The 15,922-nt window shown below is 66.5% G+C and carries 12 protein-coding genes; 4 read left to right on the forward strand and 8 right to left on the reverse strand.

From position 1 onward, the window contains the following. The first annotated feature begins 311 nt into the window (after positions 1-311). Entirely contained in the window at positions 312-6,206 is a 5,895-nt protein-coding gene (gene uvrA, locus KR541_RS31845) for an excinuclease ABC subunit UvrA (RefSeq protein WP_216090056.1), read from the forward strand. An 89-nt stretch (positions 6,207-6,295) separates the two neighbouring features. Here the strand turns inward: uvrA and KR541_RS31850 are convergent, their stop codons facing one another. The 7 genes from KR541_RS31850 to KR541_RS31880 all read right to left on the reverse strand — a co-directional run bounded on the left by KR541_RS31850 (position 6,296) and on the right by KR541_RS31880 (position 11,314). Next, positions 6,296-7,237 (reverse strand): amino acid ABC transporter substrate-binding protein, encoded by a 942-nt coding sequence (locus KR541_RS31850; protein WP_209924242.1) that lies wholly within the window; start codon positions 7,235-7,237, stop codon positions 6,296-6,298. A 13-nt stretch (positions 7,238-7,250) separates the two neighbouring features. Continuing rightward, on the reverse strand, positions 7,251-8,558 hold the full coding sequence (locus tag KR541_RS31855; protein WP_050013516.1) for a dicarboxylate/amino acid:cation symporter: 1,308 nt from the start codon (positions 8,556-8,558) through the stop codon (positions 7,251-7,253). A gap of 403 nt (positions 8,559-8,961) precedes the next feature. Continuing rightward, positions 8,962-9,696 carry an ABC transporter substrate-binding protein gene (locus KR541_RS31860; RefSeq protein ID WP_124630086.1) on the reverse strand — a complete coding sequence of 245 codons (735 nt, stop codon included), beginning with the start codon at positions 9,694-9,696 and terminating at the stop codon, positions 8,962-8,964. 285 nt (positions 9,697-9,981) lie between these two features. Beyond that, a complete protein-coding gene (gene rpsU / locus KR541_RS31865; protein ID WP_050013514.1) occupies positions 9,982-10,194 on the reverse strand; it encodes a 30S ribosomal protein S21 in 213 nt (70 codons plus the stop codon). A 35-nt stretch (positions 10,195-10,229) separates the two neighbouring features. After that, positions 10,230-10,439 (reverse strand): hypothetical protein, encoded by a 210-nt coding sequence (locus tag KR541_RS31870; RefSeq protein ID WP_050013513.1) that lies wholly within the window; start codon positions 10,437-10,439, stop codon positions 10,230-10,232. Between the two features lie 46 nt (positions 10,440-10,485). Beyond that, positions 10,486-10,770 (reverse strand): hypothetical protein, encoded by a 285-nt coding sequence (locus KR541_RS31875; RefSeq protein WP_050013644.1) that lies wholly within the window; start codon positions 10,768-10,770, stop codon positions 10,486-10,488. A 259-nt stretch (positions 10,771-11,029) separates the two neighbouring features. Further along, positions 11,030-11,314 carry a hypothetical protein gene (locus KR541_RS31880; protein WP_185731846.1) on the reverse strand — a complete coding sequence of 95 codons (285 nt, stop codon included), beginning with the start codon at positions 11,312-11,314 and terminating at the stop codon, positions 11,030-11,032. Between the two features lie 297 nt (positions 11,315-11,611). Between KR541_RS31880 and KR541_RS31885 the strand changes: the two genes are divergently transcribed. Genes KR541_RS31885 through KR541_RS31895 form a run of 3 tightly spaced genes read left to right on the forward strand, consistent with a single transcriptional unit; the run spans position 11,612 to position 14,242 of the window. Further along, positions 11,612-12,574 carry a chromate resistance protein ChrB domain-containing protein gene (locus KR541_RS31885; protein WP_089490070.1) on the forward strand — a complete coding sequence of 321 codons (963 nt, stop codon included), beginning with the start codon at positions 11,612-11,614 and terminating at the stop codon, positions 12,572-12,574. A 19-nt stretch (positions 12,575-12,593) separates the two neighbouring features. Continuing rightward, positions 12,594-13,766 carry a chromate transporter gene (locus tag KR541_RS31890; RefSeq protein ID WP_050013511.1) on the forward strand — a complete coding sequence of 391 codons (1,173 nt, stop codon included), beginning with the start codon at positions 12,594-12,596 and terminating at the stop codon, positions 13,764-13,766. Positions 13,767-13,780: 14 nt separating this feature from the next. Continuing rightward, positions 13,781-14,242 carry a chromate resistance protein ChrB domain-containing protein gene (locus KR541_RS31895; protein WP_216090216.1) on the forward strand — a complete coding sequence of 154 codons (462 nt, stop codon included), beginning with the start codon at positions 13,781-13,783 and terminating at the stop codon, positions 14,240-14,242. Positions 14,243-14,523: 281 nt separating this feature from the next. Here the strand turns inward: KR541_RS31895 and KR541_RS31900 are convergent, their stop codons facing one another. Further along, the gene (locus KR541_RS31900) at positions 14,524-15,681 is read right to left on the reverse strand and encodes a DUF4382 domain-containing protein (protein ID WP_050013509.1); all 1,158 of its coding nucleotides are present in this window, start codon (positions 15,679-15,681) and stop codon (positions 14,524-14,526) included. Positions 15,682-15,922: the final 241 nt, after the last annotated feature.

Here is a 15,922-nt window from a genome sequence, read left to right on the forward strand (position 1 = left end):
GACATTTTGTGAATTCATCGTATGAATTGCGCGCCCGGTAAAAAGCGACGGAACCCATCTTTTTTGAAGGAATTTTTTACTTGCCCGTGCAACGGGCCGATAGATCGAATCGCGATTTCGGGCCACCGGTACGCAACATGTCGGGGCCACACGGCCGTCGTGCCGATGGCAGCAGCCGTCAATGGAAAACTGTATGAATGTACAGTATAGTATTCGTCGAACTCGATCGGCGCGGGCATCACCCGTGCTGCATCCGCCGCGGCGCGGCGGCACAGTGAATTCCGGCTAACTCATTCAGACGGGCAGGCAAATTGTCATCCAGCACTCTGATCCGCATTCGCGGAGCACGTCAGCACAACCTCAAGAATCTCGATCTCGATCTGCGCACCGGCGAAATGACGGTCGTCACCGGCCCGTCCGGCTCCGGCAAGTCGAGTCTCGTGTTCGACACGCTGTACGCGGAAGGCCAGCGGCGCTACGTCGAAACCTTCAGCGCGTATGCGCGGCAGTTCCTCGACCGGATGGATCGCCCGCAGGTCGAGCGCGTCGACGGCGTGCCGCCCGCGATCGCGATCGACCAGACCAACCCGGTTCGCAGTTCGCGCTCGACCGTCGGCACGATGACCGAGCTGAACGATCACCTGAAGCTGCTGTACGCGCGCGCGGCCGAGCTGTTCGACCGCAAGACCGCGCGGCAGGTGCGGCACGACACGCCTGAAACGATCTACGCGGAACTCGTCGCGCGTACGCAGGCGGACGATCCGCGCGTCGTCGTCACGTTCCCGGTCGAATTGCCGGAAGCGGTGTCCGACGAGGAAATCGCGCAGTGGCTGTCGGCGAGCGGCTACACGCGCGTGCAGGCGCAGCGCGAAGTCGCGTCGCCCACCGGGCCGCGCAAGCTGCTCGACGTGGTGGCCGACCGCTTCCGCGTGCAGCAGGCCGACAAGGTGCGCGTGGTCGAGGCGATCGAGGCGTCGCTGAAGCGCGGCGGTGGCCGCGTGAACGTGTATGTGCTCGCGCCCGAAGCGGAAAACGCAGTGGCGGAGCCGGTGATCTGGCGTTTCTCCACCGGGCTGCACGATCCCGACAGCGACTTGCGCTACGCGGAGCCGCAAGCCGCGCTGTTCTCGTTCAACTCCGCATACGGCGCGTGCGAAACGTGCCGCGGCTTCGGCCGCGTGATCGGCGTCGATCTCGGCCTCGTGATTCCCGACGCGCGCAAGACGCTGCGCGGCGGCGCAGTCAAGCCGATGCAGACGCCTGCGTGGAAAGAGTGCCAGGACGACCTGATGCGCTACGCGGCGAAGGCCGGCATCCGGCGCGACGTCGCGTGGTCCGAGCTGACGGACGCCGAGCGCGACTGGGTCGTCAACGGTTCGCCGGACTGGAACGGCAAGTGGCAGAGCCAGTGGTACGGCGTGAAGCGCTTCTTCGGCTACCTCGAATCGAAGGCGTACAAGATGCACATCCGCGTGCTGCTGTCGAAATACCGCAGCTACACGCCGTGCGACGTGTGCGGCGGCGCGCGCCTGAAGACGGAATCGCTGCAATGGCGGCTCGGCTCGAAAGAGAATGCCGACGGCGTGCTCGCGCCGGCCGATCGCTTCATGCCGCGCGGCGTCGACTGGAGCCGCGCGCAGCTCGAAGCGCTGCCGGGCCTGACCGTGCACGACCTGATGCTGCTGCCGATCGAGCGCATCCGCCGCTTCTTCGACGATATCGTTCTGCCGAGCGCGCTGCTCGACGATGCGCTGAAGCTGCTGCTCGCCGAAGTGCGCACGCGCCTGAAATACCTGTGCGACGTCGGGCTCGGCTACCTGACGCTCGATCGCCAGAGCCGCACGCTGTCGGGCGGCGAGGTGCAGCGGATCAACCTGACGACCGCGCTCGGCACGTCGCTCACGAAAACCCTGTTCGTGCTCGACGAGCCGAGCATCGGGCTGCATCCGCGCGATCTCACGCGGATCGTCGAGGCGATGCAGCGGCTGCGCGACGCGGGCAATACGTTGGTCGTGGTCGAGCACGATCCGTCGGTGATGCTCGCGGCCGATCGATTGATCGACATGGGGCCCGGCCCGGGCGAGCGCGGTGGCACGATCGTGTACGACGGCACGCCGGGCGACATTCGTTCCGCGCACACGCTGACGGGCGAGTATCTCGGCGGCCGCAAGCAGGTCGCGCATGCGTCGAACTGGGCGCGTCGCCCGGTCGACGCGAATACGCCGCGCATCGTGCTCGAAGGCGCGACCGAGCACAACCTGCGCGACGTGACGGTCGAGATTCCGCTGCAGCGGCTCGTGTGCGTGACGGGCGTGTCCGGCTCCGGCAAATCCACGCTGCTGCAGGACGTGCTGTATCCGGCGATGGCGCGGCACCACGGCAAGGCGACCGAATCGCCGGGCGCGTTCCGCAGCCTCACGGGCGCCGACCAGGTCGGCGACGTCGTGTTCGTCGACCAGTCGCCGATCGGCAAGACCACGCGCTCGAACCCGGCGAGCTACGTCGGCGCGTTCGACGAAATCCGCAAGCTGTTCGCGAAGGCGCCGCTCGCGCTGCAGCGCGGCTACGGCGCGGGCACGTTCAGCTTCAACTCGGGCGACGGCCGTTGCCCGACCTGCGGCGGCTCGGGCTTCGAACATATCGAAATGCAGTTCCTGAGCGACGTCTACCTGCGCTGCCCGGATTGCGACGGCAGCCGCTATCGTGCCGAAATCCTCGAAGTGCGCATCGAGCGCGACAGCCGTGCGCTGAACATCGCCGACGTGCTCGATCTCACCGTCAGCGAAGCGGCCGCGTTCTTCGCGACCGATGCCGAGGTGCTGCGCGTGTTGCAGCCGATCGTCGACGTCGGCCTCGAATACGTGAAGCTCGGCCAGCCGGTGCCGACGCTGTCGGGCGGCGAAGCGCAGCGCCTGAAGCTCGCCGGCTTCCTCGCCGAATCGGCGGCGGCGGCCAACGGGCGCCGGGTCGCGACGGAAGAGGCGCGCATCGCACGCGCGAAGCTGTTCATGTTCGACGAGCCGACCACCGGCCTGCACTTCGACGACATCGCGAAGCTGATGCAGGCGTTCGGCAAGCTGCTCGCGGCCGGCCATTCGCTGATCGTGATCGAGCACAACCTCGACGTGATCCGCGCGGCCGACTGGCTGATCGATCTCGGCCCGGAAGGCGGCGACGGCGGCGGCCTCGTGCTGTGCGCGGGCACGCCCGACGACGTGAAGGCGTGCGCCGAATCGCATACCGGCGTGGCGCTGCTGCAGTACGACCGCGAGATGGATGGCGACGCAGTGCGCGCCGACGAAGGTGTACCGCTGCAGGCCGTGCTGAACGCGGCGCGCGCGCGCCGGGCGATCGAAGGCGAGGACGTCGTGCGCATCGTCAACGCGCGCGAGCACAATCTGAAGGCGCTCGACGTCGACATCCCGCACGGCAAGTTCAACGTGATCACCGGCGTGTCGGGTTCCGGCAAGTCGACGCTCGCGTTCGACATCCTGTTCCACGAAGGCCAGCGCCGCTATCTCGAATCGCTGAACGCGTATGCGCGCTCGATCGTGCAGCCGGCCGGCCGCCCCGAGGTCGACGCGGTGTACGGCATTCCGCCGACCGTCGCGATCGAGCAGCGGCTGTCGCGCGGCGGCCGCAAGAGCACGGTCGCGACCACGTCCGAGGTATGGCACTTCCTGCGGCTGCTGTATGTGAAGCTCGGCCTGCAGCACTGCATCCACGACGGCACGCCGGTCACGTCGCAGTCCGTCGAATCGATCGCCGCGCAACTGCTGCGCGATCATCGCGGCGAACACGTGGGGCTGCTCGCGCCGCTCGTCGTCAACCGCAAGGGCGTATATACGGATCTCGCGAAGTGGGCGAAGGCGCGCGGCAGCACGCATCTGCGCGTCGACGGCGAATTCGTCACGGTCGACCCGTGGCCGAAGCTCGACCGCTTCCGCGAGCACACGATCGAATTGCCGGTGGCCGATCTCGTCGTGTCGCCGGACAACGAGGCCGAGTTGCGGCGCAGGCTCGACGAGACGCTCGAGCTCGGCAAGGGCGTGATGCATCTGCTCGCGCCGCTCGACGGGTTGCACCACGCGATGCAGAACGATCATTCGACCGCGCAGGTCGGCGCGGTCAAGGTGCTGTCGGTCAAGCGCGCGTGCTCGGTGTGCGGCACGAGCTATCCGGAGCTCGACCCGCGGATGTTCTCGTACAACAGCAAGCACGGCTGGTGCACGACCTGCGTCGGCACCGGCGTCACGCTCACGCGCGAACAGCGCGCCGCATACGACGACACGGTGCTCGCCGGCGACGATCGCGGCCGCGAGCAAACCTTGCCGTCGGACGAGCAGGAGCCGGAAGGCGTCGGCAACGAGCCCTGTCCGGATTGCCAGGGCACGCGGCTGAACCCGTCCGCGCGCGCGGTCACGTTCGACGCGCATCCGATCGTCGAGGTCGCGCAGTGGACGGTGTCGGACACGCGCCGCTGGATCGACGCGCTCGAACTCACCGGGCGCGACGCGCAGATCGCGCGCGACATCGTCAGCGAGATCGGCAGCCGCCTCGCGTTTCTCGAGGAAGTCGGGCTCGGCTACCTGAGCCTCGACCGCGCGGCGCCGAGCCTGTCGGGCGGCGAAGCGCAGCGGATCCGGCTGGCCGCGCAGCTCGGCAGCAACCTGCAGGGCGTCTGCTACGTACTCGACGAGCCGACGATCGGCCTGCATCCGCGCGACAACCAGATCCTGCTCGACGCATTGCGCAAGCTCGGCGACAAGGGCAATACGCTGGTCGTCGTCGAGCATGACGAGGACACGATCCGCCGTGCCGATCACATCATCGACATCGGCCCGGGCGCAGGCAAGCGCGGCGGCAAGCTGGTCGCCGAAGGCGCGGTGGGCGATCTGGCCGCGCAGCCGGATTCGGTCACGGGGCGCCTGCTCGCGCAGCCGATGCTGCACCCGCTGCAGCCACGCCGTAGCGTGAGCCTGCCGGGCAAGAAGGGCGGTGAAGCCGTGCCGGAAGCGTGGCTGACCGTGCATGGCGCGAGACTGCACAACCTGCGCGACGTCACGGTCGGCATTCCGCTCGCGCGGCTCGTCGCGGTGACGGGCGTCAGCGGCTCGGGCAAGTCGACGCTCGCGCGCGACGTGCTGATGACGAACCTGCTCGACGCGGTCGGCCGGTCGGTACTGTCGTCGCCGGCCACGCGGCGTGCGCGCAAGGCCGCGCAGCAGGACGCGCCGGCCACCAACCGCCGTTCGAGCGTGCTCGCGCGCAGCGCACCGCGGCCGTCGCTGAACGTCACGCATGCGTGGCAGGGCTGCGAGTCGCTGAGCGGCTGGGAGCAGATCGATCGCGTGCTCGAAGTCGACCAGACGCCGATCGGCAAGACGCCGCGTTCGTGCCCGGCCACCTACATCGGGGTGTGGGACACGATCCGCAAGCTGTTCGCGGATACGCTCGAAGCGCGCGCCCGCGGCTATACGGCGTCGCGTTTCTCTTTCAATACCGGCGACGGGCGTTGCCCCGCGTGCGAAGGGCAAGGCGTGCGCACGATCGGCATGAGCTTCCTGCCCGACGTGAAGGTGCCGTGCGACGTGTGCCACGGGCAGCGTTTCAATCCGGAAACGCTCGCCGTTACGTGGCGCGGCCGGAACATCGGCGACGTGCTGACGATGGAGATCGACGAGGCGGTGGAATTTTTCGCGCCGATCTCGAACATCGCGCATCCGTTGCAACTGATGAAGGATGTCGGGCTCGGCTACCTGACGCTCGGCCAGCCGTCGCCGACGCTGTCCGGCGGCGAGGCGCAGCGCATCAAGCTCGTCACCGAACTGACGAAGGTGCGCGACGACATCACGCGGCGCGGCCAGAAGGCGCCGCACACGCTGTACGTGCTCGACGAGCCGACGGTCGGCCTGCACATGGCCGACGTCGCGAAGCTGATTCGCGTGCTGCACCGGCTGGTCGATGCGGGGCATAGCGTCGTCGTGATCGAGCACGACCTCGACGTGATCGCGGAAGCCGACTGGATCATCGATCTCGGCCCGGAGGGCGGCGTGGGCGGCGGCACGATCGTCGCGGCGGCGCCGCCGGAAGCGCTCGCGAAGGTGAGCGCGAGCCATACCGGGCAGGCGCTGAAGCCGGTGCTGGCGCGAACGGCCAGCGAAGGTGCGGAAGCGGCGCAGCAGGGCGCGGCGCGGGTCGGCTGAGCGCGTTGCATCCGGCAAGCGGCCCCGGTGCCGGGTGAGGCATCGGGGCCGCTCTCGTTTCGTCATTCATGTCGACGATGGCGCCGCGCTCAATTCCCGTTGACGCCGATCGCCTCGATGATCGTCTCCAGTTGCGGGCTCATCGGCAGGTTGAGACTCAAGCCCGACGGAAGCGGGCGCAGGAACCAGCGCTTGTACTGCCGCGCGATCTCGCCGTCGGCGGCCAGTTCCTGGAACGTGGTTTTCACGACCTGCGCGAGCTGCGGATCGTCCTTGCGGAACATGATGCCGTACGGGTCGTAGGACAGAAAATCGCCCACCACGTCGTACTGGCCGCCCTTGCTCGCGTTCTCGGCGATCAGGCCGTACAGCAGCACGTCGTCCGTCGCGAACGCGTCGGCGCCGCCGTTCGCGACGAGCGCGAAGCCCTGCGCATGATCGGGCACCACCTGGAGCTGGATCCCGAGCCTGAACCGCTCGTTCAGGTCGCGCAGCGCCTTCTCGTTGGTCGTACCGGCCGTCACCGCGACCTTCTTGCCTGCGAGATCGCGGAACGAGCGGATCGGCGCGCCGCGTTTCACCATCACCTTCGTGCCGGCCACGAAGAAGATCGGCGAGAACGCCACGCGCTTCTGGCGCTCGAGGTTGCTGGTCGTGGAGCCGCATTCCAGATCGACCTTGCCGCTGACCACCGCGTCGATGCGGTTGTCGGACGTGACCGGCACCCAGCGGATCGTCAGGCTCTTGTTGATCGCATCCTCGATCGACGACACGAGCGCCTTGCACAGCTCGATCGAATAGCCGATCGGCTGGTTGCGCGCGTTCAGGTACGAGAACGGGATCGACGCGTCGCGATAGCCGAGCGCGATCGTGCCGCTGCCGCGCACCTTCGCGAGCGTGCCGGTCAGTTGGGCCGGCGCGAACGGTTCGACGCGCGGCAGCGTCGACGGTGCATCTTCCGCGTGCGTGGTCGCGCCCGCGGCAAGCAGGCCCGCGAGCGCGAGCGCACGCCAGAATCGCTGCATCTTCATCGCCGGGCCTCCGTCAGACTTCGGTCGGATGTGCGATCGTCGCTTCCTGTTCCGCTTCGATGCGCGCCGCGTTGGCTTCGGCTTCCGCTTCCGACAGCAGCTGGCCTTCCCATTTCGCGACCACCGCGCTCGCGATCGAGTTGCCGACCGCGTTCGTGGCCGAGCGGCCCATGTCGAGGAACGTGTCGACGCCGAGAATCAGCAGCAGGCCGGCCTCCGGCAGCCCGAACTGGTGCAGCGTGGCCGCGATCACGACGAGCGACGCGCGCGGCACGCCGGCCATCCCCTTCGACGTGAGCATCAGCACCAGCAGCATCGTGATCTGCGTGCCGAGCGACAGGTGGATGTTGTACGCCTGTGCGATGAACAGCGACGCGAACGTGCAGTACATCATCGAGCCGTCGAGATTGAACGAGTACCCCATCGGCATCACGAAGCTCGAAATCTTGCGCTTCACGCCGAAGCGGTCGAGCGCGTCGAGGATCTTCGGATACGCGGCTTCGGAGCTGGCCGTCGCGAACGACAGCATGAATGCTTCCTTGATCAGCAGCAGCAGCTTGAACACGCGACGGCCGAGGAACAACAGCCCGGCACACACGAGCAATGCCCAGAGCAGGAACAGGCTGACGTAGAAGTCGCCCATGAACACCGCGAACTTCAGCAGTACCGACAGCCCGTTGACCGCGACGGTCGCGGCCATCGCGGCCATCACCGCGAGCGGCGCGAGCTTCATCACGTAGCCGGTGATCTTGAGCATCACGTGCGACAACTGGTCGATCGCGGCGATGAGGATCTTCCCGCGCTCGCCGAGCGCGGCGAGCGCGACGCCGAAGAACATCGAGAACACGACGATCTGCAGGATTTCGTTGTTCGCCATCGCCTCGGCGAACGACTTCGGCACCATGTGGCCGACGAAATCCTTCAACGTGAACTTGGACGTCGCGAGGTTCGCCGATGCGCCGATGTCCGGCAGCGGCAAGCCGAGATTGTCGCCGGGCCGCAGCAGGTTCGCCATCAGCAGCCCGAGCAGCAGCGAGACCAGCGACGCGGTGACGAACCAGCCGAACGCTTTCGCGAACACGCGTCCGACCGAGGCCGCGTCGCCCATGTGCGCGATGCCGACCACCAGCGTGGAGAAGACGAGCGGGCCGATCACCATCTTGATCAGCCGCAGGAACACGTCGGAGACGAGCGAGATGTACCCGGCGATTTCAGCGGCGGCCTTCTTGTCCGGAAAGCTCGTGAAGACCATGTAGCCGATCGCGATGCCTGCCACCATCGCGATCAGGATCCAGACGGCTGCAGCATTCTTTTTTCGCATCGTAAGCCTCCCATGCAGCGGTTTCGCAATCGGGGATGGGAGGACGATACAGGACCAGAATGGCGATGAACAGTGCAACCGGGTTCGGGTTTGCGCTAGCGCCGGGTCGCGGCCGATCGGGCGACGGCGGCTGCGCCGGTGGCGCTGCGTACCAGACGCCGGCGCAACCCGCTGCCGGTTTGTGCGGAGCAGCACGTCGCCTGTTCGGCGGTCGCCGGATCGGGACGATCTGCGCCGCTGCGCCATTTGCGCCTGTCCTGTGCCTATAGGCGGGCGATGCTGCGTTGCCGCGACGTTGCACTCGTCATGCGCGCGAGGATCGGGCAGGCGCGTGCTGAAATCGCACGCCTGCGCCGCGAACCGGACGATCCCGGCGGCCAGCGCGACGGCACGCGATTTTCGATCAGGCCGCCGGCGCGACCGATGCGCCCGTGATGCGGTGCCGGCGCAGCGAATCGGCGACGAAGCCCGACGCCTTCATTTCCTCGACGAAGGCGCTCAGCGCCGCGGCGGCGGCGTCGCCACGGCTCTTCGGCACGCCCATCGCCTGCCGGATCACCATGAAGCGTTCGTCGAGCAGGCGCAGGCCGGGCGTTTTCGCGGCGTCGGTTTCGAGCTGCTGCTTCACGCCGGCCGCCACTTCCAGTTGCTGCTCGACGAACGTCGCCACGACGGCCTGCGACGTCGGTGCGCGCATGATCGTCGCGGCCTTCAGTTCGCGGGTGAGGAACAGGTCGTACGCGCTGCCCTTGCCGACGGCCACGCGGTTGTGCGGCTGGTCGACGTCCGCGTTGGTGCGGATCGGCGATGCGTCCGGCACGAGATAGAAGCCTTCGATCAGCACGTACGGCGCGGTGAACGCGATCGTTTCGCCGCGCAACGGATCGACCGCGAAGAAGCCGAAATCGGCGCGCTCGTCAGTCAGCGCCTGCACCGATTTGCCGGCGGCGTCGAACACCACGAGTTCGAGGTCGACCGACAGGCGCTCGGCGAATGCACGGGCGAGGTCGATCGATACGCCGAACGGTTCGCCCGTTGCCGGGTCGCGGTTCGCGAGGATCGGGTTGCCGAGGTTGATCGAGGCGCGGAGCTTGCCGGTGGGGGTGAAGGCGGAGACGACAGCTGGAGCGATGGGCATGGGCGGACTCGCGGGAGGCGTAGGGTCGGTCGGGTGGCGGGATGCGCGACGGCGCGTCGACGTCGAGCTTATCACCGGACGTCGCGCATCGCGTGTCGCGGGCGTGCCTGCGTGGAGACGATGAGGTCGAGTCGGCCCGCGGCCTTCATGGTCGGTCGCTGCATCCTGTCACGGGGCTGCACACGTCCGCGCAGTCGCAGCTAGACGCCGGACGACGAGCAACACGCGATCAACCCGCGCCGCAGCATGATCGGCAACGACGACGAGGCACTTTTCAACAGCGTGCTAGTACATTTTTCGGGGCGGCAACAGGCGCTTCGCCTGCAAGCGCTGTCGGGCAACGGCGCTGGCTTTTTTCCGCTTGCGCTCCGTCGTCGGCTTCTCGTAGCTCGTGCGACTGCGCAGCTCGCGAATCAGTCCGGTTTTCTCGATGTCGCGCCGGAATCGCCGCAGCGTGACATCGATCGGTTCGTTCAGCTTCGGCGTGATTGTCGTCATGTAGATTCTGTCTGGAAAGAGGTGGGAACGGAAAGCTAGCCGAGCCGCGTCATGACGGCGCTGGCTATCTCGTCGGATTCGAATTCCGAATAGCCTGCGCCGATCGATAGCGCACGTACCGCCATGAACATGTGCAGCTCGGGTTGATGGCACATCGCCGAATCGGCGAGGCCGGCAGGCACGGCGGTGTCGATCCGGGTGACTTCACGCCGGCTGATCAAGCCGAGCAGTTCGTCGATGATCATTTCGACCTCCAAAATACCAACACACTATGTGGCGTTGACGAGCGCGTCAGCACGCGCTGGCGAAGAATCCCTGTTTGCCACGATTGTCGTCGATGATGTTCTCGGCATAGCGCACCGACGCTCGACGTGCGTCACCGGCGTTATCGAACGGGGACGTGTCGCGCAATCTGAAGGTCTGGCTCTGCGTCAGCGTATCGGTGGTGCCGCGCAGGCAAATCTTGACGGCCGCGTCGAACCCGGCATCGTAGTTATGCGGGCTGCCGTTCAGCGCGGCAACGTGAGGATAAATGAGTGGATAAATCTCGAATCCACGATAGACGTGCATGCTCATGACGAACTCCTGGCGTTCGGCCACGACGAGTCGCATGGGCGAACACATCCGGCCGGTATTCCCGTTATGGGGCGGGCCGATGGGTGAAGGGGACAACGTTGCAGCGCGAAGGAGGGGCGATGCAGCAAGCGGGCGGGTGGAGGGGCGAACGGTCAAAGGACGGCTGATCGCGCGGATGAACTCATCATACGCGCATCGTTTGCCGAGCGGTCGATTTATTCCGGGGTTGGCGCACGCACGGGCACGCCCGGCGGCGACGTCAGAGCGTCGTCAGCAACTGCAACTGACGTTCGGTCTCGTTTCCCGCGACCAGCGAAAAGAACCCGGTCTCGCGACGTTCGACGACCGTGAACCCCTCGCTGTCGGAGAAGACGTTCCACGCGCTGTCGTCGACATGGGCGATCGCGCCGCGCGTGCGCGCGAATGCCAGCAATAGCGGACTCGCCTGGCGGCGCAGCACTTGACGATCCGCATTCAACACATACGGTGGCCAGCCGGCCCGAAGGACGAGATAGTAAGGAATGGAGCCGGGATCGATTGTCATTGGGGCCGTTTCATGTGTGGGCCTGCGTTTGCCGTCCGGCTGCATTCGGAGCGGTGTCGGCGAAAGCGTGCGATGGAGCGAGGGGCGTTCGCCGTGGCGTGCTTTCAGTTTATGCGTTGAACCGCTCGATTCGCAGGATATCGTCACGATGTCCCGCGGCGTCGGTCCGGCGACGACGCGATCCGGCCGTCAGGCCGAGCGCTCGCTCCGCGCGTCGAGCGGAACTGCCTGCCACCGAAGCGTTGTAGCGATATCTACTGAATTGCAGTGCTCGTGACGGCCCATTATGCTGCCGTCATGAATCCTGCCCCGACGTCGTGGCTCCTGCTGATCGTCAGTCTGCCGACTTCCGGCGCGACTGCGCGCATGCGCATCTGGCGTACCGTCAAGGCGCTCGGCTGCGGCGCGTTGCGCGACGGTGCCTACCTGTTGCCCGCGCATGCCGAGCAGGCGGCGCAGTTGCGCGAGCTGGCCGACGACGCGCGTAACGGCGACGGCCACGCGTGGCTGCTGGACGTCCATGCGGACGATCCCGCGGACGAACAAGCATACAAGTCGCTGTTCGATCGCGCGGGCGATTACGCAGACTGGCTTGCCGAGCTTTCGGAGGCGCGCAAGGCGTTGTCCGATCTGGCGGCAGCCGATCTCAATCGCCTGCAACGCCGCCACGCGCGCACGTACGATGCCATTCGAAGCATCGATTTCTTTCCCGGCGAAACGTCGCTGCGCGCGCAGGCGCAATGGCGGGATTTCACCGCCGCGATCGAAGCGCGGCGCTCGCCCGGCGAGCCGCATGCCGCCCAACGCGGCATTCCCCGTCGCGACCCCGCGCAGTATCAGGGCAGGGTGTGGGCGACGCGCCGTCACCTGTGGGTCGATCGCGTCGCCAGCGCGTGGCTGATTCGGCGTTTCATCGATCCGCATGCGCGCTTCGTGTGGCTGGACAACCTTGCCGATTGTCCGGCTGACGCGCTCGGCTTCGATTTCGACGGCGCGCCGTTCACGCATGTGGGCGATCGCGTGTCGTTCGAGGTCCTGGTCGCGAGCTTCGGGCTTGGCGACAACGACGGACTCGTCCGGCTGGGGGCCATGGTGCATGCGCTGGACGTGGGCGGCGCCACCGTGCCGGAAGCCGCCGGATTCGAGGCCATTCTCGCGGGCGCCCGCAAGCGTCTGGCCGACGACGATGCGTTGCTGATGGAGATCGGCGCGGTACTCGATTCGTTGTACGTGCATTTGCGCGGCAACCGCAAACCCTGACCTCGCTGCCCGCCTCGACATGAATACACATCGCGACCGTCCGGCCTATACGCTGGGGCAACTGATCCTGTACTTCGCGTGGCTCGGCGCGACGGGTTTCGGCGGGCCGGTCGCGCTGGCCGGCTACATGCATCGGGACCTCGTGGACACGCGCCGCTGGATCGCGGACGCGGACTTCAAGGAAGGCCTGGCGCTCGCGCAGTTGGCTCCCGGCCCGCTTGCCGCGCAACTGGCGATCTATCTCGGCTACGTGCACTACCGGATCGTCGGCGCCACGATGGTCGGGATCGCGTTCGTGCTGCCGTCGTTTCTGATGGTGGTGCTGCTCGGCTACGCGTACACGCGCTTCGGCGGCCTGACGTGGATGCAGTCGGTGTTCTACGGCGTCGGCGCGGCGGTGATCGGCATCATCGCGATCAGCGCGCGCAAGCTGACCGCGAAAAGCATCGGTCGCGACAAGCTCCTTTGGGCGATCTATCTCGCGCTGGTCGCCGTGACGGTAATCACGGAATCCGAAGTGGCGTGGCTGTTTCTCGCGGCCGGCGTGCTCGTCTGGTTCACGCGCGCGCCGCCGAGGTGGTTGCGCCAGCGGCGCGTCAATGCGGCCGTGGCGTTGCCCGTGTCCGCCACCGGCGCATGGCTCGGTATCGTCGACTGGCCGCAGCTCGCGCAACTCGCCGTCTTCTTCGCGAAGGCGGGCGCGTTCGTGTTCGGCTCGGGGCTCGCGATCGTGCCGTTCCTCTATGGCGGCGTGGTCACCGAGCACCATTGGCTCAACGAGAAGCAGTTCGTCGACGCCGTGGCGGTCGCGATGATCACGCCGGGCCCGGTCGTCATCACGGTCGGCTTCATCGGCTATCTGGTGGCGGGGCTGCCGGGCGCGTGCGTGGCGGCGGCCGGCACGTTCCTGCCGTGCTATCTGTTCACGGTGTTGCCGGCGCCGTACTTCAAGAAGTACGGCAGGCTGCCGGCGATCCTGGCATTCGTCGACGGCGTGACGGCCGCGGCGGTCGGCGCGATCACGGGATCGGTGATCGTGCTCGCCCGGCGTTCGATCGTCGACGTGCCCACCGCGTTGATGGCGCTCGCGACGATCGTGCTGCTGGTCAGGTTCAGGAAGCTGTCGGAGCCTATGGTCGTAGGCGGGGCCGCCGCGATCGGCCTGATCGTGTACCCGCTGTTGCATCACTGATCGTGGAGGCCGCCATGCAATGGATTACGCGACAACGTCCGAAAATCGACCGGGTGGCGTGCCCCTGGCTCATTGCCCGTTTTATCGACGAGACGCCCGAATTTCTGTACGTCCCGCCGGGCGACGTGCTGCGGATCGCCGACGAGACCGGGGCGATTCCGTACGACATTCCGGGCGTGGAGTTGACGCACGTCGGCGAGCAATGCAGCTTCGACGCGTTTCTCGACAAGTATGGTCTGACCGACGATCGGGCATTGCAGCACATGGCCCGCATCATTCGCGGCGCGGATACGTCGCGGCTCGACCTGACGCCGCAGTCGAGCGGCCTTTATGCGATTTCGCTCGGACTGTCGGACATGTTTGCCGACGATCACGCCATGTTGGAGCACGGTCTCGTCATGTACGACGCGCTGTATGCGTGGTGCAGGCATTGTCAGGCCGAAGCCCATGCATGGCCGCCGAAGATGGCGGAGTGACGACGCGGGGAATGGCGGATTCGACGGATGAAAAAATGCCCGCGATGCGCGGGCATTTCGTCAACAGTTGCCTTTCTTGGCCTGTCCCGGCGGACAGAATCCATTCCCCGGCCCGCCTTGCGGCGCGACCACGACCGGTGGGCCCGGAACATAGGCGACGCACCCGCTGAGCGCGCCCACCATGCTCGCCGCTGCGAGCACTGCGATCACCCCTTTTTTCACTTCGTTCTCCCGTTGGTAGGAAAGGGCCGTTCGGCCCTTTCGATGATGCGGTCAGCGCGTCAGAAACTGAAGTTGACGTTGGACTGACTGGTCGTTGCGTTCACGTTGGCCGACTGGGTCGCGCCCGATGCCGCGTCGGCCTCGATCGTGTATTGGCCTGCGGCGGCCGGCGCCGCGGCCAGCGTGACCGGCAGCGAGCCCGAGTAGGTGCCGACGATCGGTGCAGCCACGGGCACGGACAGCGCATAGGCGCCGGTGTCCATGTTCGCGTTGATCGACGTGATCTCGTACGCGTTCGCGTCGATCGTCTGCAGCGCGCGCACGAAGGCGTTCGCGCTTGCGGTGACCGTACCGCTGACGGTGCTCATCGTCGAGGCCGGCAGCGTGATCGGTGCGGCGGACGCCGATACCGCCGTGGTCGTGTTCACGACCACCGGAACCGAGCGGACGATGCCCGACGCGAAGTTGTTCTGCACGATCACGACATCGTAGTTGCCCTGCGTCGAGCTCTGGATCAGCGGCGACAGCACGAACTTCCCGGAGCTGTCGGCCACCGTGCCGCGGACGACCTTGCCGCCTTGTTCGGCATAGACGGTCGCGCCGGCTTCGGCGGAGGCGACGTAACCGGAGATCGCGCCGCTCACGACGGTCGGGATCGCGGTGACGACGGGTTTCAGTGCGTACGAGCCGTTGCCGCGCTGGACGATCGACTTGCATGCGTTGAAGTCGAGCACGAGATCGACGAGGGTGTTGGGCTGGACCGTGAACGGCTGGATGATCTTGTAACCGCTTTGCGTCGCGCTCGGCGTGGCGAGCGCCTGTTCGGTGCCGCCCGTCGGGACGACGGAGTTGGCGAGGGTGTTGCCTTGGTTCTGCGCGAGCACGAGCCTGACTTGCTGATACTGGCCTGCAGGCAGTGCGGTCTGGCCGAGATCGGCGAGCACGCCGTTGGTCAGCGACAGCAGGTCGATCTTCTGCGGCGTCGCGAGGGAAACGGTCGACCAGCCGGCGTCGTTGTCATTGGCGTTCGCGTTGGCGTTGACGCGGACTTGCGAGACGGTGACGTACACGTGGTCGAAGCCGCACGATGGCGCATCCGTCATCGCGACGTGCAGCGTACCGGTTTGCGTGCCGCCACCGTCGTCGCCGCCGCCGCAACCGGCGAGAATGAATGGTACGAAGGCAGCGCACAGGGCGCTCTTGATCATGTTGTTCATATGTCACCCCCAGTGGGATCGTTATTGTGGGTGACGGAAGAATAGCCGGGCCGTAGCTCACTATCTGGGTAACTTTGAAACGAACGGTAACTATTTGTTAGGTCGGTCAGTTTTTTCCGGGATTGATGTCGCAGCGGCGCGCGCCGGGGGTGGCGAGGGGCGATTGCTTCCTGCGGAGGCGGGAGCCGGCTCTTTTGTCAGACGTTAGCAGCGCCGAGTTGGGCGCGGGATTCCATGAAGC

This window comes from Burkholderia sola, assembly GCF_905400185.1.
Classification (GTDB): Bacteria; Pseudomonadota; Gammaproteobacteria; order Burkholderiales; family Burkholderiaceae; genus Burkholderia; species Burkholderia sola.